15 protein-coding genes are annotated in these 20659 nt (G+C 63.6%); 8 read left to right on the plus strand and 7 right to left on the minus strand.

All coding sequences use genetic code 11. The annotated features are described in order from the left end of the window. From GPA22_RS21155 to GPA22_RS21175, 5 genes are all read left to right on the plus strand, one after another. On the plus strand, positions 1-2104 hold a 2104-nt coding region (locus tag GPA22_RS21155), incomplete at its 5' end, for an indolepyruvate ferredoxin oxidoreductase family protein (RefSeq protein WP_169258055.1). A gap of 83 nt (positions 2105-2187) precedes the next feature. Further along, positions 2188-3900, plus strand: coding sequence for a DUF1302 domain-containing protein (locus GPA22_RS21160; RefSeq protein WP_169258056.1), 1713 nt, complete (start codon positions 2188-2190; stop codon positions 3898-3900). Positions 3901-3920: 20 nt separating this feature from the next. Then, complete coding sequence (locus GPA22_RS21165; RefSeq protein WP_169258057.1) at positions 3921-5324, plus strand: DUF1329 domain-containing protein; 1404 nt, start codon at positions 3921-3923, stop codon at positions 5322-5324. Between the two features lie 230 nt (positions 5325-5554). Next, a complete protein-coding gene (locus tag GPA22_RS21170; protein ID WP_169258058.1) occupies positions 5555-6565 on the plus strand; it encodes a WD40/YVTN/BNR-like repeat-containing protein in 1011 nt (336 codons plus the stop codon). A gap of 48 nt (positions 6566-6613) precedes the next feature. Next, the gene (locus GPA22_RS21175; protein ID WP_169258059.1) at positions 6614-9133 is read left to right on the plus strand and encodes an efflux RND transporter permease subunit; all 2520 of its coding nucleotides are present in this window, start codon (positions 6614-6616) and stop codon (positions 9131-9133) included. A gap of 746 nt (positions 9134-9879) precedes the next feature. On the opposite strand, the gene GPA22_RS21180 is transcribed toward GPA22_RS21175, so the two are convergent. Genes GPA22_RS21180 through glmS form a run of 7 tightly spaced genes read right to left on the minus strand, consistent with a single transcriptional unit; the run spans position 9880 to position 17032 of the window. Beyond that, positions 9880-10803, minus strand: a complete 924-nt coding sequence (locus GPA22_RS21180) for an alanyl-tRNA editing protein (RefSeq protein WP_169258060.1) — start codon at positions 10801-10803, stop codon at positions 9880-9882. A gap of 31 nt (positions 10804-10834) precedes the next feature. After that, positions 10835-11149 carry a DUF4387 domain-containing protein gene (locus GPA22_RS21185; protein ID WP_169258061.1) on the minus strand — a complete coding sequence of 105 codons (315 nt, stop codon included), beginning with the start codon at positions 11147-11149 and terminating at the stop codon, positions 10835-10837. After that, positions 11146-12513 carry an acyclic terpene utilization AtuA family protein gene (locus tag GPA22_RS21190; RefSeq protein ID WP_169258062.1) on the minus strand — a complete coding sequence of 456 codons (1368 nt, stop codon included), beginning with the start codon at positions 12511-12513 and terminating at the stop codon, positions 11146-11148. The genes GPA22_RS21185 and GPA22_RS21190 overlap by 4 nt, the downstream gene beginning before the upstream one ends. Then, on the minus strand, positions 12510-13775 hold the full coding sequence (locus GPA22_RS21195; RefSeq protein WP_169258063.1) for a methylaspartate ammonia-lyase: 1266 nt from the start codon (positions 13773-13775) through the stop codon (positions 12510-12512). The genes GPA22_RS21190 and GPA22_RS21195 overlap by 4 nt, the downstream gene beginning before the upstream one ends. Next, a complete protein-coding gene (locus GPA22_RS21200; protein ID WP_169258064.1) occupies positions 13772-15217 on the minus strand; it encodes a methylaspartate mutase subunit E in 1446 nt (481 codons plus the stop codon). The genes GPA22_RS21195 and GPA22_RS21200 overlap by 4 nt, the downstream gene beginning before the upstream one ends. Further along, entirely contained in the window at positions 15204-16619 is a 1416-nt protein-coding gene (locus GPA22_RS21205) for a glutamate mutase L (RefSeq protein ID WP_169258065.1), read from the minus strand. Before GPA22_RS21205 ends, GPA22_RS21200 begins: the two co-directional genes overlap by 14 nt. Then, a complete protein-coding gene (gene glmS / locus GPA22_RS21210) occupies positions 16616-17032 on the minus strand; it encodes a methylaspartate mutase subunit S (RefSeq protein ID WP_169258068.1) in 417 nt (138 codons plus the stop codon). The genes GPA22_RS21205 and glmS overlap by 4 nt, the downstream gene beginning before the upstream one ends. 189 nt (positions 17033-17221) lie before the next feature. Here glmS and GPA22_RS21215 point away from each other — a divergent pair, with 189 nt between their 5' ends. From GPA22_RS21215 to hutG, 3 genes are all read left to right on the plus strand, one after another. After that, positions 17222-18148, plus strand: coding sequence for a LysR substrate-binding domain-containing protein (locus GPA22_RS21215; protein ID WP_169258066.1), 927 nt, complete (start codon positions 17222-17224; stop codon positions 18146-18148). A gap of 121 nt (positions 18149-18269) precedes the next feature. Next, the gene (locus tag GPA22_RS21220) at positions 18270-19415 is read left to right on the plus strand and encodes a branched-chain amino acid ABC transporter substrate-binding protein (RefSeq protein WP_211169282.1); all 1146 of its coding nucleotides are present in this window, start codon (positions 18270-18272) and stop codon (positions 19413-19415) included. Between the two features lie 211 nt (positions 19416-19626). Continuing rightward, the gene (gene hutG, locus GPA22_RS21225; protein WP_169258067.1) at positions 19627-20427 is read left to right on the plus strand and encodes an N-formylglutamate deformylase; all 801 of its coding nucleotides are present in this window, start codon (positions 19627-19629) and stop codon (positions 20425-20427) included. The last annotated feature ends 232 nt before the right edge of the window (positions 20428-20659 follow it).

A 20659-nucleotide genomic window follows, 5' to 3' on the forward strand; every position in this document is an offset into this window, starting at 1 on the left:
GGGCGGGCACTGGTACAGCCTGGCCCATTTCTCCGACATGCCCCACATCTTCCAGAACATGGGCGACGGCACCTACTACCACTCGGGCTTGCTGGCGGTGCGGGGGGCGGTGGCGGCCAAGGTCAGCATGACCTTCCGCATCCTGTTCAACGACGCCGTGGCCATGACCGGCGGCCAGCCGGTGGACGGGCCCCTGAGCCCGGGGGACATCAGCCGCCAGGTGCTGGCCGAAGGGGTGGAGCGCTGCGTGATCGTCACCGACGATCCGAGCCGCTATGGCCCGGGCAGCGGCCTGGCCGCAGGCGTGACCGTCCATCATCGTGATGAGTACGACCGGATCCAGCGGGAGCTGCGAGAGGTCAAGGGCGTCACCGTCATTGTCTACGAGCAGACCTGCGCGGCCGAGAAGCGTCGGCGCCGCAAGCGCGGCAAGTTTCCCAACCCCGCCAAGCGGATGTTCATCAACTCCGACGTCTGCGAGGGCTGCGGCGACTGCTCGGTGCAGGCCAACTGCGTGAGCATCTGGCCCAAGGAAACCGAGCTGGGCAGGAAGCGTGAGATCGATCAGTCCAACTGTAACAAGGACTACAGCTGCGTGAAAGGTTTCTGCCCCAGCTTCGTCACGGTGCTGGACGCCGAGCCTCGCAAGCCCAGGAAGGCATCGCTGGGCGGCGATCTCTTCCGGAATCTGCCGATGCCGGTCCTGGCGCCGCTCCACGGGTCCTTCAATCTCATGGTGTGCGGGATCGGCGGCACCGGCGTCGTGACTGTCGGGTCTCTGCTGGCCATGGCCGCGCACCTGGAGGGCAAGGCCTGCTCGGTGTTCGACATGACCGGCCTGAGCCAGAAGAACGGCGCGGTGTTCAGCCATGTGCGGATCGCCCCCTCCAACTGCGAGCTCGGCGCGCAGAAGCTGGGCCTCGGCGAAGCCGATGTCGCGCTGGCCTTCGACACCGTCGCGGCCCTGTCGAAGGAGCCGGCCATCACCCTCAACCCGGCCCGCACGCAGGTCGTGGCCAATACCCGGGTCACCCCCACTCCCGCCTTCCAGCGCAATCCGGACCTCAAGCTGGATGGCGACCAGCTGGTGGAGCGACTGCGCGCCGCTGCCCGCGACCTGCACGGGGTGGATGCCACCGGCCTGGGCCTGGCACTCCTGGGCGACACCATCGCCAGCAACCTGTTCCTCCTCGGCTATGCATCCCAGCTGGGGCTGCTGCCGGTGTCGCCGCAGGCCATCGAGCGGGCAGTGGAGATCAACGGCATCTCCATCGACTTCAACAAGTCCGCTTTTGCATTGGGCCGCCTGCAGGCGACCGACCCGGCCCGTATCGACCAGGTCCTCGCGCAGAACCGGCCTGACGAGAAGTTCATGCCCCTCTCCACCTTGCCGGAGATCCTGGCCCATCGAACCGAGCTGCTCACGCGCTACCAGGACGCGGCCTGGGCGGGGCGTTACCTGCGTCTGGTAAATCGCGTTGCGGAGGCGGAGGCCCGGTCGATGCCCGGCTCCACGGCCCTGGCCGTGGCCGTGGCGCGCAATTTCGCCAAATTGATGAGCTACAAGGACGAATACGAGGTCGCGCGGCTTCACGCGGACCCCGCGTTCCTGGCCCGGCTGAAGGACTCCTTCGAGGATGGGGCGCACATCCGCTACAACCTGGCGCCTCCCTTGTTCGCCAAGCGCGATCCTCGCACCGGCCAACTTCAGAAGCGGGAATTCGGGCCCTGGGTCGGTCGGCTGTTCCCGATCCTGGCGCGCCTGAAGGGCTTGCGCGGCACGTTCTTCGATCCCTTCGGCCACACCGCCGAGCGCCGCATGGAGCGAGCCCTGATCGACGAATACGAGGCGGACCTGGGAGCCATCGCAGACCGACTCGACCACGACAACTACAGCATCGCGGTCCGGATCGCCGTGATTCCCGAACTGATCCGGGGCTACGGGCACGTCAAGGAGGCCAACGTCCAAAAGGCGGCCGAGGAGAGGGTCCGCCTGCGGGAGGCTTTCGACAATCCGCAGGCCGTGTTCGCGGCACAGAAAAAGACCATTCCGATTCGAGCGGTCGGCGAGGTGAAGCGCGCCGTCGCATTGGATCGGGGATGAGAAGTGATGGCCGCGCAGACACCGGGTGCGGGCATTGAACGGGCGATTCAAACAAAGGTGAAAGAACGAGAGGAGACAAGAGCATGAACGAACCAGAAAAGTCGCATTACCCGCCATCTTTCAAGGCATTGGCACTTGCCGTGGCCTCCATCGGGGTCATGTCACAGGCCCACGCGCTGGAGCTGTCCAAAGGCGGGGAGTGGGATGTCAGCCTCGACACCACGATCCAGTACTCCATGGGTTGGCGTGCGCAGGGGCGGGACAACGCCATCGGCAACCATCCCTTTTACGCCGAAGGAGACTACAAGTTCGACCGGGGCGAGATGGTGACCAACCGCCTCCAGACGCTGATCGAGCTGCAAGGGGTGCGGGGCGGGTCCTCCGGCTTCCGGCTGTCGGGCTCGGCCTGGAAGGACTTCGCCTATGACGATGAGGTCAAGACCAATCCCAATCCCGCCTTTTCGACGTTCCTGAGCTACCCGAGCGGCAAGTATTCGGGCGACACCAAGAAGTACCACCTGCAGGGCGGAGAACTGCTGGACGCCTTCGTCTTCCACAATACGGAAGTCGGCGACATGCCCTTGTATCTGAAGGCCGGCCGCTTCACGCAGTTCTGGGGTAACGCCTTCTTCTTCGGCTTTTCGAATATCGCCTACTCCCAGCATTCGCTGGATTACATCAAGGCCTTCAGCCAGCCGGGTTCGGAAGTGAAGGAACTGTTCCTGCCCCGTACGCAGGTGATGGCCTCGGTGGATGTAAATCCTGAACTGTCGATCTCCGCCCAATATTTCCTCGAGTACCGCGCCAACCGCTATCCCGAGGGCGGCACCTACCTGGGCCCCTTCGACATCCTCTATGCCGGCCCCCGGAGCGGCGGTGCCGTGGCCGGTCTCTTCGGCGGCCCCGTGTCGGCCGGTCATACCAACGAGCCGGACGACATGAACGGCAACTTCGGCGTCAAGGTGGCGTGGTCGCCGGAGTGGGCGAGGGGTGATCTTGGCTTCTACTACCGCCAGTTCGACGACGTCCATCCCTGGGCTACCGGCAGCATCAACGCCACCGGCGGGGGCAATGTGTCGCTCAATTACGCCGAGAAGACAAAATTGTTCGGCGTGAGCTACGAACGGACCTTCGGGACCCTGAGCACCGGCTTCGAGATGTCCTATCGCAAGGACACCGCCCTCATGAGCGCCTTCTCCAATGGCCTGGTGGGAGTCCCCTATACGAAGGGGGCGACCGGAGACGTTGTTAACGTGATCGCCAACGGCCTGGTGAGCCTCGGCTCGACCCCCTTGTGGGACGCGGGCAACCTGATCGCCGAGTTTTCCTACACCCATCTCGTGTCGGTGGACGACAACAAGCACCTCTTCAACGGGGAGGGCTATGCGAGTTGCCGCGACAGCGTCAATGCCGCCCGGCGCGGCGACAAGAAGGATGGCTGCGCCACCCGCAATGCGTTGGCCTTCGCCATGCTGTTCGAGCCACAGTGGCTGCAGGTGTGGCCCGGGGTGGACCTGAGCATGCCGACCTCGCTGACCTATGGCATCCAAGGCAATCCGGCTTACGCCGGCGGCGCGTTCTATGCCGAAAATGCGCAGCTCTATTCCATTGGCCTGAAGGCCAACATCCAGCAGAAATACACCTTGCTGGTGCAATACAACGGCTACCACTACGACACCAGTCCCAAGGTGAATGTCCCCGGCCTCGGCGAATCCTATTCGGGTTTTGGCGGGAACGGGGCCGTAGCCCTGAATGACAAGGGCTGGGTTCAAGTCATGTTCAAGACGTCGTTTTGAGTCTGGAGGAGCGATCAATCATGAAGCACATCGAGAAAATGCGTAGCGTGGGCCTTGGCCTGGGAATCATCCTTTCGTCCATCGGTTTGACCCATGCCGCGGTGAGTGCCGACGAAGCCAAGGCCCTGGGCAAGGACCTGACCCGCTTCGGCGCGGAAGCCGGCAAGAACGCCGACGGCTCCATCCCTGCCTACACTGGCGGCCTGCAAAAACCTCCCGCCGGCTACAAGAACGGCGCCGACCGTTACGCCGACCCCTTCGCCGGGGAAAAGCCCCTGTTCTCCATCAGTGGCGAGAACGTGAGCAAATACGAATCGCTCCTGAGCGAGGGCACTCGGGCGATGTTCAAGAACTTCCCGGGCTACAGGGTGGACGTCTATCCGACCCAGCGGACCATGATCTATCCGGACTGGTACCTGGACAACACGGCCAAGAACGCAACCACGACGAAACTTGCCGGCGAGGTGGAGGGCGACAAGGTGGCCGGCGCGGCGCCGGATGGATTGCCGCTGCAGGGAATTCCCTTCCCCATTCCCAAATCGGGCTACGAGGTGATGTGGAACGCCATGATGCGCTTCGGCCCCCCGGTTTCCATGATGCGCAGCAAGAACTACCTGGTGGATAGCAGCGGCAAGGTCAATGATCTGCCGGGGTTCGACGCCGGCTACTTCCATCCGTGGTCCGAACAGACAGGGGCGATGCGCAAGCAGGCCTACGACGGCGTCTTCGGCTTCAGCACCCTGCTGACGTCGCCTCCCACTTCGGCCGGGACCCACTTCCTCAACTACTACCAGCCCGACTCGGCAGCCGATACCCCGATCTGGTTCTACACCCCGGGTCAGCGTCGCGTACGCAAGGCTCCCGAGTTCGCCTATGACATTCCGATGGCGGCCTACGCCGGCGTGCTGTTCTGGGACGAGCCCTGGGGCTTCGTGGGCCGTATGGACCGCTTCAACATGAAGCTGGTGGGCAAGAAGGAAATGATCGTGCCCTACAACGTGTTCGGCATCACCAACCAGAAGGGGGCGGAAGCCCTGGGCAAGCAGTTCGTCAGTCCGGATGCGGTGCGTTGGGAAAAGCGCCGTGTCTGGGTGGTCGAGGGGATCCGCAAGGAGGGTGCCCGCCATGCCTACAGCAAGCGGAGATTCTTCGTGGAGGAGGATTGCTGGTGCATCGTGGGAGCCGAGACCTATGACGATTCCGGAAACCTGTGGCGCGTGACTCAGAGCTACATGTTCCCCGCCTATGACGTCGGAGGCATGAATGGCGACTCCTTCATGACCGCCGACCTGCGCAAGGGCAACTATCTGGTGATCAACACCGACCGGAACGTGGAGGGCAACTTCGTTCGCCATTACCGCTCTGCGGACGGGCTGAACATCAAGATGTCGCCGCAGGCGGTGGCCGCGGGCAGCGTGCGCTGATCCATAGGCGTGGGAAGCCGTCCGGAGGCCTGTGGAGCCTCCGAGCGGTCGTTCGAGTCCCCTTGTGGCGTTAGCCGCGACCCGTCGCAGACAGGTCCGGCCTGCTTGAGAGATTGAAAATGAACAGGCTTCCAGGACAAATGACACCCACCGCTTCAACACGCGCTGCCCTGACGGACCCTCGGTGCCGGTCCCTCTGGCGCGCTGCACTTGCGGTGTTCTTGCCGGTCATGGCGGCAATGGCGGCGGCGTCCGCCGGGGCGGCGTTGAAGGACCCACTCGATTTCCCCGCTGCCAAGGTCGGCGCGTTGAGCTCGCGGCCGCTGCTCGCGGTTGCCCGCACTGGTGAGCGACTGGTGGCGGTGGGGAGCAGGGGTGTGGCGATCCTGTCCGACGACGAGGGCAAGACCTGGGAGCAGGCTGCCGTACCGGTGCAGAGCGACCTCGTAGCGGTGCATTTTCCGACGCCGACGGACGGGTGGGCGGTGGGGCACGACGGGGTCATTCTTCATACCGCGGACGGCGGCAGGAATTGGCAGAAACAGCTCGACGGGCGCGCAGCCCTGGCGTCCTTTTCGCGCTACTACCACGAGAAGGGCGCCAGTCAGGGCGAAGCCATGCGGGCGGTCGAGAAGAACTACGGCAGCGGACCCTCGTTGCCCTTGCTCGACGTATGGTTCCAGGACAGCCAGACCGGATATGCGGTGGGTGCCTTTGGCATCCTGGTGGCGACGCGGGACGGAGGACGAACCTGGGAGCCATGGTTCGAGCGTATCGACAACCCGGACATGCTGAACCTGAACGGGGTGCGCGGGGTCGGCGGACAACTCTTCATCGCCGCAGAGCGGGGCGTAGTGTTTCGCTATGACGCCGCCAGTGGCCGCTTCGTGAAGTCCGAGACCGGCTACGGCGGCAGCTTCTTCGGCATTGTCGGCTCGGACAAGGCAGTCGTGGCCTACGGCCTGCGCGGTTCCGTTTATCGCAGCGGGGATGCTGGCCGGACCTGGAGCACGATCGCCACTGGCTCCGAATCCACCATCAGTGCCGGCATTCTCGACGACAAGGGAAGCCTCGTACTGGTGAACGTGGCGGGTGAAGTCCTCGTTGGCGATGCAGGCGGTGACAGCCTCAAGGTCCGTCCTGGATGGTCGGGCGCGCGCGCCTCCGGCGTCGTCGTCCTGGCGGACGGCAAGTATCTAATCAGCAGTCCTGCCGGCCTTCGTATTCAGGCCGCGCAATGACGCTAGCCCCATCAGTCGGAATGAAGCTTTTTAGGGAATGATGCAGAGATGGCCCACGTTACGAGTCATAGCGATGCGATGCCGGTGCTGACGGCACTCAATGAGTTCGACCGGAAGGGCGGCAGTTGGCTGGAGCGCATGGTCTTCAACAACCGCCTCTGGCTGATCGCGATTTGCGCACTGGTGACGCTGGTGCTCGGTTTCCAGGCCTCCAGGCTCGGCGTTTCAGCCAGCTACGACGCCATGATGCCTCAGTCTCACGAGTTCATCCGGAACTACCGGGCGCACGCGGAATCGCTCGGCGGTCTCGGCAGTTCGGTGCGGATCGTGGTGCGCAACACCCGCGGCGACATCTATCAGTCCCAATACCTGGATGTGCTCCGCAAGATCAACGACAAGGTCTTCATGATGCAGGGGGTGGACCGCTCCTTCATGAAGTCGCTGTGGATGCCAGTGGTGAGGTGGACCGAGGTCACCCCCGAAGGCTACGCGGGCGGGCCCGTGATGCCCGACGGCTACAACGGCACGCCGGAGTCCATAAAGTCCCTGCGCCTGAATGTGGCCCGGGCCGGACTCGTCGGCTCCCTGGTGGGCACCGATCAGCAGTCCAGCATGATCTTCGTGCCGCTCCTGGACCACGATCCGGCCACGGGCGAGCCTCTGGACTACAAGGCCTTCAGGGACGAGATCGATTCCCTGCGGGCTCTGGAGAGCGAGGGGGTGGAGATCCACGTGATCGGCTTCGCCCAACTGGTGGGGGACCTGATCCATGGCCTGGGCGAGGTGCTGACCTATTTTCTCTACGCCGCCCTGATCGCGGTGCTGATCATCAGTTGGTATACACGCTGTTGGCGCAGCACCCTGCTGGTGACGAGTTGCTCACTGGTGGCGGTGGTCTGGCAGCTGGGCTTGATGAAGCTGCTGGGTTTCTCGCTGGACCCCTATTCGATCCTTGTGCCCTTCCTGATCTTTGCCATCGGTGTGTCTCATGGCGCGCAGAAGATGAACGGGATCATGCAGGACATCGGGCGCGGCACCCACAAATACATCGCCGCCCGCTACACGTTCCGGCGCCTGTTCCTCGCCGGGCTGACCGCGCTGCTGGCGGACGCGGTTGGCTTCGCGGTGCTCGCGGTGATCGACATCCCCGCCATCCGCGGCCTCGCCGCGGCGGCCAGTATCGGGGTGGCCGCACTCATCTTCACCAACCTGATCCTGATTCCGGTGCTGCTGTCCTATGCCGGTGTGAGCAGGAGCGCCGCCGCCAAGAGCCTGCGCAGCCTCGAAGGGGAGCACCCGGTGGTGTCCTGGCTCGGCAACTTCACGATGAGGCGGCGCGCGATCGTGGTCCTCGCCGTCACCGCAGCGCTGGCCGTGGCAGGCTGGGTGGTTTCGCTAAAGCTCCAGATCGGCGACCTGGACCCCGGTGCCCCCGAGCTGCGGCGTGACTCGGTGTACAACCAGGACAACGATTACATCACCAGCCACTATGCCCTCTCCAGCGACCAGTTCGCAGTAATCGTGGCCACCTCCCCCCAAGGGCTGATCAACTACGAGACCCTGCTGGAGATGGACCGGCTGGAGCAGATCCTGCGGGAGCTGCCGGGGGTCCAGACGACGGTGTCCGCGGGCAGTTTGGCTCGCACTTTCACCGCGGCGGGATTCGAGGGGTCGGTGAAGTGGGAAACCATCAATCGGGATCCCTTCGTGGTGCAGGACGCCATCAACACGGTGTACAACTCCAACCCGGAGCTCCTGAACGACGACCGCTCGGTTTCGCCGATCATCGTCTATCTGACCGATCACAAGGCGGCGACGCTTTCCAGAGTGGTGGAAACGGTCCAGCAGTTTGCCGCCGAGCACAATTCCGACGAGCGCAAGTTCCTGCTGGCTGCTGGCACCTCCGGCATCGAGGCGGCTACCAACATCGTCGTGGCGAAGGCCAACCGCAGCATGTTGCTGTACGTCTATCTCTCTGTCGTGGTGCTGTGCTTCATCACCTTTAGGAGTTGGCGAGCGGTCATCGTGGCCATCGTCCCGCTGGTGGTCACCACGATCCTGTGCGAAGCCCTCATGGTCTTCCTCGGCATCGGGATGAAGGTGGCGACCCTGCCGGTGACTGCGCTTGGAGTGGGAATCGGGGTTGACTACTCGCTTTACCTGCTGACGACGCAACTCGTGTTCCAGCGCCAAGGGCACAGCCTGGCCCGCGCCTACCGTCATGCCCTGATCTCCACAGGCAAGGTCGTCGCACTGATCGGGGTAACTTTGTCGGCTGCCGTGGTCACGTGGGCCTGGTCGCCTATCAAGTTCCAGGCGGACATGGGCATCCTGCTGGCGTTCATGTTCCTGTGGAATATGCTCGGCGCCCTGATCCTGATTCCCAGCCTGGCGACCTTCCTGTTGCCTACGAGGAAGTCGGTCACCTCCGACAGCCATACGGTGGTCGCGCAGTCCCACAGCGAGGGACTTGGGTTGCGCTGGATCCCCGAGAGGCGGAGCGCCATTCCGGAGGAGCAGCCCGGGTGTTTCCAGGAGGCCAGCGCCGGTCGACAAGGCGTACTTTAGGCGACAGGAGAAAATTATTCGCCCATCGGCGTCAAGGTCGGAACGGTGGAAGAGGGGGCCGGATCGGTGCAGATGCGGGGGCGCACCCGCCCAAGGCGAGGCCGCGGGCCATCCAGTGAGCTGGCCGACCTCCCTCGGGCGGCTCACAGTCGCCTGCACCAGCGGGAGGGCTATGCGATCGTATTTGACGGATCGCCCCTCTGTATTTTCATAAGATCACGTGGCGGCTTCGCGCCAGTATTGGCGGCTGGAGGCGATGTTCTTACGAAAAAATGACCATAAGTCACTGATTTGGTGGATTTGTCGGCCGGATTGTGGCTCCAGGTGTCACCGGTTCGATCCCGGTATGTCGCCCCATATATTCAAGCATTTGGCGAAATTGAGTGCGCCAAATGGATGGCAGGAAAGTCACGCAAGTTCAAGCGCTTGTTTCGGCGCTGCCACGCCGAGCGCTGCGGACGTTCAGCTTTCTGCACCCTCAGAACCGACTAAAATCATCGGCTTAGCGACGCTGGTGGCCGGCCTGATGTTGCCGGTACGCCCGGTAGGTGGATGCTCTGCCGAGCGTTTGAGCACTGGATCACAGGAAACTGTCCCGCGCCAGTGCCGCAGACCACTGAGATAATTTTTGAACACCGTTCAGCGCCTGAGGTTGTAGTTGATTGCGGGGGCGGTAGCCGAGCCGTAGGGAAGCATCCCCGGAGCTGTAGCATCTTCGCGTGTCGACGGATGAATCGCCGGTATGGCTAGCCGACGATGCTCAGGATGCGGTCAAAGCCGGCTTCCTGCGTCGCATCGCCGACAATCCCGACGAGAAGATGTTCGCGTGTGATCGGGTTGTACTGCAGTGCCGGTAGCAGGCGGAAATTCGTGATCTCGCTTGTGGATTTGACGTGGGTTCGCACTCCGGTGCACGGGATCACGTCGTCTCCGATCCGGATGTGATCCTCGTCCGCCGGCGAGATTGGCAGGTCTTGGGCGATGATGTCGCTGACCAATTGCCTTACTTGGGCAAGATCGATATCAGGCGGATCGACGAAGCCGATGACGAAGCCGTGTTTGACGTCGGAATGCCGCGTCGGAATGGGGTGCCCATGGTGGCGCGAGAGGATCAGGCTGGTGATGTCTTCGGCCGAATGAGCCATCTTCCGGTAATGGACGGTGCGGTAGACGATGTCGCGAATCGATTGCGGCGCCGGGCCGAAGACGTTCGGCCGGGCGACGACGACTTCCTCGCCGATGCCGAGCAGGATCTGGGCGTTGAACTTCAGGTGCGGATAGAGCAGGTCGAAGTGTTCGACGACGACGCGCCGCCGGTGCTCGATTGCCGCGGTGACGACGTCGGCGATCTCCCAGAGCTGGTGGAAGGCTTGCTCGTAGCGCACATCGATGTGGTAGGTATGCGGGCCGAATTTGTCGGCCTCGGTGAAGTCGAAAATCGGTGCTGAACGAAGGTTGATGCCTTCGTCGTCGTTGGTGAGTTCGAGGCCGGGGAAGATGCCACGGATCAACGTCGATTTGCCCGCGCCTTCGGCTCCGATGATGCCCACCAGGAGGTCCGTGGGCAGCAGGTGACGCTCGGCGATCTCGCGCCCGAGCCGGTACAGGCGCAGGCGGCCCCGCGGCGCGTAATAGACGGCGTAGATCAGGGTCTCGTGCATGACGATCATGGTGCATCCTCCCCGGGGTTAAAGCGGAGTGCTACAGGTCGAATTCCAGGTCGAGCAGTGGCGCGTGCTGCTGCGCTCCATAGACGTCCGAATCCCCCGGTGCGCCGGAAACGATGTGGCGCGGCATGACGACCTTGACGGCATTGGCGGGCTGGAACCAGACGATGCGTCGGATATCGCTCACCGGCACGCCATAAGCGGCGGCGATGCGCTGCGGCGAAAACTGCCCGCTCTCGCTCAGGGCTTCGAAGCACTCGCGGTTCTTCAGCATCACGTCGAGCACCAGTTCAAAGGGCCCGGAATTCTTCGAGCGGACGACGCGGGCGATCTCCAGCATCTTCTTCATTGCATGCCCTCCTGGCCGATCGACTCCATCCGGAAGGGAAAGAGTTTCGCCTCGTCGACCGTCATCAGGTGGTAAAGGGAGAATTCATAGACCGTGCCCGCGCGGACATCCGACGGCGAGAACGGGAATGCCAGATTGCCGGCGGTGGCGACGCGCCCGGGGTAGCCGTAATGGAGCAGCGTCGAGCGCGTGAGCGAGCAGACGGTGTCGGCCTGCTCCTGCGTGTCGGCGACGACCTCGATGACGATGCCGAGTTCGTGGGCGCGAGCGTCCTTGGCCGGTTCGAGATGTACCATGACGCCGTTCTTGCCATGGAGATGGAAAAAGACGCGCGCCGGGTTGCCTTCGCCGAGGATCTTCGCGACGCGTGCCTGCACCGCTTCGATGATCGAATCGATGGATCCGATCATGATCGGGTCGCGGGTGCCGGCGATCGCGAGCGTCCGGTAGCCGACCGGTCGGGCGCCTTCGAGCTTGACCTGGTAGGGCCGGTCGACATGCTTCGAGCCGCGCACTTCGACCGTGCCGTCCGGGTGCTCGATGAATTCGCAGCCGGTAAGGTCGAGCGTGCCTCCGGGACCGGGCAGGAAGTAGGGGTCGGATTTTTCGTAGAGCGTATGGGCCGCGGCCGATTCGGCCGTGAACTTGCGCTCGTCGGAGAGTGCTTTCAGGACGAAGGAATCCTCGCGGAGGATCCCGAGCGCGCAGTCGGAGCCCGAGCCGGGGCTCGCGGCGATCGCGGCGCACTCCAGGATCTTGCCGCAATGCAGGGCGAGGCCCGCATCGTAGCCGCGGAGGATCGGCAGCGCGGCGAAGCACGCCGGGTCGTAGGCGCGACCGGCAAGCACGACCTGGGCGCCGGCCTCGAGGGCGCGCATGAAGGGCTCGACACCGATTTGCGCGACGATGTGCGGGCTCGCATCGATCGCCTCGTGCGTGAGCGGGGGAACGAGATCGAGCGGCTCGATGCGCCCGCCGTCGAGCGCCTCGTGGACGATGGCCCGATCGACGTCGGTCGGGATCACGGCCATCCTGAAGCGGAGGCCTTCCTCACGCGCAATTTCGAGGACGATCTCGCGGCACCATTCGAGGTGCGGGGCTGCGCCTGAGCCGCCGGCGGTGCCGATCACGACCGGGATGCCGGTCTCGACGCCTGCGGTGAGCATGTAGCGCAGATCGCGCTTGACGCCGGCGCGGTCCGTAAAGGATTTGCCGGCGCCGAGGTAGTAGGGCCCGGGATCGGTCGAGCCGCCGTCGACCGCGATCAGGTCCGGCTTCTCGGCCATGCCGCGCCGGAAGCTCTCCTCGGGAAAGCCGTAGCCGAGGATCGCCGTCGGCGAGAGGATCTTGAATTCGGGTTTCATTTTCCGCCCTTCCTCGCAGCCAGCATGGCCAGCGTGCGCCGCATCTCGTTATTCACGATGTTCATGCCCTCGTCGAAGCCCATGCCGGGTTTGATGAGCATGCGCATCGGGCGGGCGGCCAGCGCGAGATGGACGCAGGTGCGCGCCGAGATGTCGGTCTCGTTGCAGGTGCCGCCCTGGTAGGCCTCCATGCCGTGCTCCCGGCAATGCAGCGCCGATTCGACGATGTTATGGATGCCGCCCAGGTCCGGGGTCTTGATCTGCACCATGTCGCAGCATTTGGCCGCGGTGAACTCGACGATGTCTTCATAGGTGTTGCACCACTCGTCGGCAACGAGCTTCACGCGCGACCCGATCTGGCGCAGGCGCCGGGTGATGGCGCCGAGCTCGGCGATCTGCGCCTCCTTGCTGCCGGCGTCCACCGGGCCTTCGATATAGAGCTCCAGGCCGCCGGTGAATTTCTCGAGACCCGCGATATAGTCCGCGACCTTGGTGGCGTCGTGATCGAAGATGAGGCCGATCGTCCCATACACGTCGATATGCAGCGTCGGGCGATAGGCGGGATCCGGGCGCAACTGCTCGACGCGGCCGGCGAGCCAGCCGATGTAGCTTTCGAGCTTCTCGCCCTTGTAGCCGAGCTTCTCCGGCACGTTGTTGATCAGCCCGTGGGGCAGGGCGTCGATGCGCTTGAGGAGCATCTTGTCGACTGCGGTGTAGCGGTCGTCGCCACTCTGGCCGAACAAGGGCACCGGCTCGCACACGAGCGGCAGATTGTATTCATCGAGGATGACCTCGGCCTTGGTGATGCGGCGGGCGAGTGCCGTCGCGTCGAGGAGCGCCTGCGTCACGCCGTAGCGGATCGCCGTGTGCAGCCGCTGTCCTTCGATCTCCAGCGTGTCGAAGAAGCGCGCATTGTCGAGGAAGCGCTCGACGGCGCGCCCTTCCAGCAAGGGCTTGAGGTGCTGTTCGAGGAAGGGAACGAAGGCGCCCGCCAGAAAGAGCGGATCACGGCCGCCGGCCCCCGAATACTGGACCGCCGCACAATCGCCGACCGCGACCGCGCCGTTGTCGAGCACCAATACGACGGAAACGACTTCGCCCGCCTGACGGACGGCGTGGAAGCCGTTCGTCACGGGTTGTCCGAGATAGACGAAACCGTCCAGGCCGGCGCCGTCCTTGATCGCCTTCTGGTCGTCGAAATAGAACGAGGAATAGCCGGGTACGAAATGGACTTGCTGGATATGGGCCTGGGTGTGATTCATCGCGGTCTCCCGATCAGTCTGCTTTTGGAAATTGCATAAATGTCGTCCACCACCATCTGGGACGAGGCTTCTCGTTTTTCCGCCCGGGCGCGCTCACTGACGCGGTCGCGGTGGAAGGTCAGGACGTCGTCGGGCAGCGGCACGCGACCCGGTTCGAAAATTCGGACGGCACCGACGTTGTCGCGCACCGGCAGGAGCTTCCCGGCGTTGCAAGAAGCGGGGGCGAAGGGCACGTCGAGGACGCCCGCCGCGACCGCCCGGACCGTGCCCTGCGCGAGGTCGCCTTCGCCGAGCTCGAACACCTTGGCGAGGACGCTGCGGACCTCGCGCTTGATCAACTCGATCTCCTGATCCAGCGTCGGGCTCATCGGGAAGATCTGCTCGCGGACCATGTTGAGCATCTGAGTCGTCGCTTCGAGGCCCTGCTTGTTGGCTTCCTTGGTCGGGACGCCGCTCGCCTCGTGCGGTGTCTTCACGATCACCTTCGTCGCACCCGCGAGTGCGGCCGCGGCGGCGCCCGAGCAGATCACCGAGAAAGCCATCGCTTCGTTCTCGGGGAAGCCCCCCATCCATTGATGGAAGACGGTGCTCAGCTGGTAGTCGGTATATCCGGCCGCCTGGAAATATTCGTGGGCGAGTTCGCGCAGCGAGCGGATCGCGGCGATGTCCTGCACGAGATTGCCGGCCTGGCCGTAGCCCAGCGTGATGCACTTGCAACCTTGCTCCAGGGCCAGCAGTCCCTCGATGAGCGCAACGCAATGGGAGACGAAGGGCGGGACCAGCGTGCCGGAGAGCGGCCCGAAAGGCTCGCGGTTGATGCGCACGCCGCGCTCCTCGTACAAACCCACCAGGCGATCACAGTACTGCCAATGACGCAGCGAGCGGTCGAGCGGCACCTTCTTCGCATAGGGGATGTTGTAGGAAATGCCGCCCCCTTCATACGCGGTGAAACCGGCCGCGAGCGTGATCTCGGCGAGCAGGCGCGCATCGGGCGTGCCGTGACGCACCTGCACCGGTTTGGTGAGCGACTCGACGACGCGGCGGCATTCATTGAGACCGTGATTGACCGCCGGGAAGCCGTTGAGGAGCGAAGTGCCCGCGGCGGTCGAGCGGGCGATCCCTTCGGCGGCCTTCTCGTAGTGGTTGAGTCGCGTGTAGGCGTCGATCGTCGAGGGCAGCAGGTCGCAGGTATCTTCGAGGAACTGCAGCAGCTTGATGTGCTCGTCGACCAGCGCGACACCGGCGCGCGGCTGACGCAGCGTGCGGCCCTCGCGATCGGCTGCAGCGAGTGCGCTCGAAAAGCGTTTGCTCTCGGGCAATGACAGTTGGTAGAGGACGCCTTCCTCGAAATCGACGTCTTTGCCCGTCGGCCAGGAAGTCATCACCTCAGTGCGCTCACTGAGGAAGGTGTCCATGTCCAGTTTCTTGTTACGCAGTTGCATGTTCGCTCCTCGTTTCTTGAGCCACCAGGAAGTCGATGCCGGCGCGCGCGGCGGCGGCGGGAATGTCGCGGGCCAGATTGGCGAGCAGCGGAAACAGGTAGTCCGCGTCGCGGTAGTAGGCAAAGTTCCGCGGCGCCAGCACGCTGCGGCCACGCTGATCGATGAGGTGGCCGTCGAACCAGGCGCCGGGCGAAAAGCCCTCGGCCTTCGCGAGCCATCCGCCCGAGCCCACGACCTTGGGCAGTTTCGAGAGGTCGCGCCCGGTCTGCACCAGCACCTCGCCTTCCGGCGTATAGACGGAAGTCATGCGTCCGACATGGCGCGCGACGGCGTGGCCGACGCACAGCCCGGCGAGCAGCGTGTCCAGCCGGCGCTCTTCCGTGCCGGTGGGAATCGAGTCCGGATGTGCCGTGACGCGGGCCGCGTACGCAGCGAGATCCGCCTTGCTGACGTTGTGCGCTTCGAGCGTTGCCGCGAGGGTCGTGTCGCCGAGCTCGCACACCGCCTGTGCCGAGACACGCATGCCGAGGTCACCCTCGACGGTCCGCTTCACCGTCGGTTCAGGGAGGCCGCGCCGGATGACGCCCGAGCTCGGCGTGTCGAGGTGTGCCGAGTAGACGTCGGTCGTCGCGCCACCCATGTCGAGCAGCAGAAACTCGCTCCAGCCTGGCACCAATTCGCGAATCGTGCGCGTGTATTCGAGGACGGCGAACGGCGTCGGCACAGGCTCGCTGCCGGTCGCGTCCATGATCACGTCGAGCCCTTTCCCCTTGACGATCGCATCGAGGAAGATCGATCGAATCGCGTCGCGCGCCGGGTCGGGGTTCGGCTCGTTGAAATCGGGCAGCAGGTTCGGCACGACCTTGAGCCGCTTTCCGGCGAGAAGCGCTGCGACTTCGTCCGCGACCTCGCGGTTGCCTGCGTAGACGAAGTCACAATCGAGGCGGGAGGCGGCCAGCGCCGCAGCATTGGCGAGCACGTAGTCGCTATTGCCGCCGTCGGTGCCGCCGGCAAGGAGCACGATGTCGGGCTGGCGCTTTTCGAGCTGCGCGACGTCGCTCGCCGTCAGGCGGTAGGAGAATACCTGCGACAGGCGGGCGCCAGCCGATTGCGCCGCGAGTTTGCCGATTTCGAGGGTGACGTCAGGCACCAGGCCAATCGCCGCGACGGCGAGACCGCCCTTTGCCGACGAGGAATAGCGCAGCCGCAGTTCGCCGCCGCGCAATTGGTCGAGCGGATCGCCGGCGACGATCTCGCTCAGCACGCCGAAGAAGGCATCGGAGAGATTCGCCACGGTGGTGGGACGTGCCGCACGCCGTTCGAGGCGGACGCGATCGCCGACGAGCCGGAAGCTCGCGCCCTTGGTCCAGGTCGAACCGATGTCGATGGTCGCGTAGATCATTGGCGTGCCGCGATATCCTGCCGCAGGGACTGGGCAACAGACTTGATGTCGACGGTGGGCGGAAAGACGCGGTCGTAACCCATGTCCTTGAACAGGGTCTCGACTTCTGAGAAGTCGCGTTTGCCGATCACCAGGTTGCCGCCGACGTAAAGGACGATGTCCTCGAGGCCGCGCTCGATGCAACGACCACGGAACCCCGCGCAGTCGATTTCCCCGTGGCCGTAGATCGACGAAACGAGGATCGCCCCCGCGCCCACTTCGATTGCCGCATCGATGAATTCGTCCTGACTGACCATCACGCCGAGATTGGTCACGCGGAACCCCTCTCCGGTCAGCACGGTGTCGATGATCTTGTTCCCGACCGCATGGCAGTCGGAGCCGATCACACCCAGAATCACGTTTGTCTCGCTCATGTCCTTCTTCGCTCCTTGGGTCCTTCGGGTTTTGGTCTGATCGTCCACGGCAGTGTTGTTAGTGCGACACTTGCAACAAGTCGTCTCTTTTTGGCTGCTTGCTGACCTTGAGTGGCAATTTATCCAAGGGTGCGAGGGTGCGCCAAGCAATATATACTCAGCATGTTGTGCTGAACCGGAACCAACTCGATGCGCAGAAAGATCCCTCCGACCGAACTCCTGATCGCCTTCGAAACGGCCGCGCGGCATCAGAGCTTCACGCGGGCGGCCGAGGAACTGTCGCTCACGCAGAGCGCCGTCTGCCGGCAGATCGGTGCGCTGGAGGATTTTCTGGGCGTGCAGTTGTTCAACCGGGTCAAGAAGCGGGTTTCGCTGTCCGAGGCCGGAAGCACGTACGCGCTGAAAGTGCGCGACCTGCTCAAACTGCTGGAGGGGGAGACGCTGTCACTGATGGCGCACCAGGGGGCGGGAGGGGTGCTGGAGCTCGCAGTGATCCCGACTTTCGCGACACGCTGGCTGATTCCGCGTCTGGCGGACTTTCATGCGAAACATCCCAGCATCATCCTGAACCTGACGACGCGTGCCGAGCCGTTCATGTTCACGGACACCCCCTTCGACGCAGCGATCCACTTTGGGGATCCGGTCTGGCCAGGGTCGATGACGGAGTATCTGTTCGGCGAAGAGATGGTCCCGGTGTGCACGCCGGCGCTGCTGGAGGGGGCTGCCACGATCTCCGTGGAGGAACTCGCGAAGAAGCCGCTTCTCCACCCTGCCGGGCGGCCGGAGGCCTGGCGCGAATGGTTCGAGGTCGCAGGCTTACCCAACGCGACAGCGCTGCGGGGGCCTCGCTACGAGCTCTTCTCGATGCTGGTCGAGGCCGCAAGGGCAGGGCTCGGCGTGGCCCTCGTCCCGCATTTCTTCGTGCTTGCAGAGGTCGAATCAGGGGAGCTGATCATCCCGCATCCATGTCTCTTTCGCAGCATGCGCGCGTATTACCTTGTCTACCCCGAGAACAAGGCGCAGTCGGCCTCGCTCGAAGTGTTCCGCTCGTGGCTCCACGAGCAGGCAGCCACGTACATTCGGGACGTTGCGGCCCCGCGCCTGGATTCCGTGTAGGACGCAAGGATTCCGGATCCCAGTCCGACCGAAGCCTGCAAATTCGCCCAAGTCCGTGGTCGGAATCCTTCATCATTGAAGGCAAGCCGACGGAAGCACCACAAACAGAAGGAGACACTCGATGGGCCACGCACATCGTTTCATCATGAGACTTCTCGCTTTGACCGCATTCGGTCTCGGCTCTCTGACCGTCTGGGGAGCCGAGGAGGTCACCGTCCGGATCGGTTTGACGAGTCCCCTCACCGGTCCCCAGGCGGCAGCGGGCAAGGACCACGAGAACGCCTTGCGCATGGCGATGGATCGCCTCAACGCGCAGGGAATGCTCGTCGGGGGAAAGAAGCTGCGTTTCGAGCTCATGGCGGAAGACGACGCTGCGGATCCCCGCACCGGCATGAACGTCGCCCAGCGCCTCGTCGATGCAGACGTCAAGGCGGTGCTGGGCCCTTATAACTCGGGCGTCGCGATTCCGATCTCGAAAGTCCTCAACGACGCCGGCATCGTCATGGCGACGGTGGCCTCCAACCCGAAGGTCACGCAGGCGGGCTACCCCTTCGTCTTTCGAATCGGGCCGAACGACGTCAGCACCGCCGCCAGAATGGGAAGCTTCGCGGCCAAGAAACTGAAAGTTAAGAGCTTTGCGGTGATCGATGACAGAACGGCTTACGGTCAGGGCGCGGCCGATGAGTTCATCAAGGTTGCCAAAGCGAACGGTGTGCAGATCGTCAGCCGCGAATTCACGACCGACAAGGCGACCGATTTTGCAGCGATTCTGACGCGGATCAAGGGAATCAAACCAGACGGCATCTTCTATGGCGGTTACCATTTGCAGGCCGGTCCGCTACGACGTCAGATGAAAGCATTGGGGATCGAGGGCTACCTGCTGGGCGGCGAGGCAATCTGCAACGAATTCTTGGCCAGACTCGGCGGAGAGGCGGTCGATGACCATGTCTATTGCTCGCTGGGAGGGGCCGCACTCGAGCAGAGCAATGAAGGCCGGCAGTTCAAGGCCGAGTACAGGAAACGCTTCGGGTTCGAGCCACTGACCTACGCGCCGTCGATGTATGACGCGCTCTTCATGATCGCGGCCGCAATGCAGAAGGCCAACTCGGTGGAACCCAGGCAGTACCGGTCGGCCTTGGCGGACATCACGTACCAGGGCTTGGCGGGAAACTACCAGTTCGACGAAAGGCGGGACCTCAGGGAGTCACCGATCACCATCTACTCGTTCAGGAACGGTCAGCCTGTCCCGGTGCCGGACAGCGAGTAGGCTGGGACCTTGCATCGCCAGCGCCAGAAACATGGGGTCGCCGTGACACTGCGAAGGAGCGCTGAGTCGCCGTCCACTGAATAAGTGGCGGCGATAATCAGTATAAGCAGTTGATCTGTTCGGGAGAGGAGTATCGGGCTCCCGTGACAATGCCGCCGTGCATGTCCGGTATGTACCCCCGGTAATCCCTGCAAGGCGACTTTGGACTGTCATGAGCGATATTCAGCTGTTCAACCTGGAGAAAGGATCCCTCCCTCTCCTTGTATCCGTTCCCCACTGCGGAACCTTCGTCCCCGAGCCGATCAGAAGTCGCCTCACGCCCGCGGCGCAGCAGCAGCCCGATGCGGACTGGCATCTGGAACGTCTGTATGCCTTCGTGACGAGGATGGGTGGTTCGCTGCTGACCGCAACGCATTCGCGTTATGTGATCGACCTGAACCGGCCGCCCGATGACGCGAGTCTCTATCCCGGCCAGACGACTACCGGGCTGTGCCCTGGCGAGACTTTCCGGGGTGATCCGGTGTACAAGGCCGACGGAGATGTGGATGCGGCGGAGAAATCTGAGAGGCGCCGTATTTATTGGGAGCCCTATCACAACGCTCTGCAGGACGAACTTGCGCGGCTGAAGCAGCGACACGGGCATGTGCTTCTGTGGGAAGCCCACTCGATCGCGAGCCTGTTGCCGCGACTGTTCGACGGGCGGCTTCCAGATCTGAATTTCGGAACACTGGAGGGAAAGACGTGTTCCCCCGCGATCCGGGCGGTCATCGAAGAGGCCGTCAAGGATTACGGCTACTCGTGGGTCTTCAACGGGCGCTTCAAGGGCGGCTACATCACCCGTCATTACGGCGCTCCCGACACCGGCGTGCACGCGGTACAGCTGGAAATGTCGCAGGCCGTGTATATGGACGAGAGCTACCCCTTCGCATATGAAGATGAGCTCGCTGCAAAAGTGGAGCGCGTGCTGAGCGATCTCCTTGAACGCAGCCTGGGTGCCATTTCTCGCCTTTGATCCGGGGTGGTCGAAGTTGTCGCAGTAATCCCGTCCTACGTGCTCCCTCTGCAGTGCCTCCTCTCACGTAGGTTCATGCGGTCACCGGCTACCCGGTGACCGTTTTTTTGTGCGCCCAGCATGGGCGCACTCCTGTGGGTGCAAGTCCCACCGTAAGTTGATCACAGCGAACGAAGTGAAGCGCAACTGCGCGAGGGCGACCGAGCGTGGGAAGGAAGCGTGGAGCATAAGT

The sequence above is a fragment of the Aromatoleum toluvorans genome, from assembly GCF_012910905.1.
GTDB classification, from domain to species: domain Bacteria; phylum Pseudomonadota; class Gammaproteobacteria; order Burkholderiales; family Rhodocyclaceae; genus Aromatoleum; species Aromatoleum toluvorans.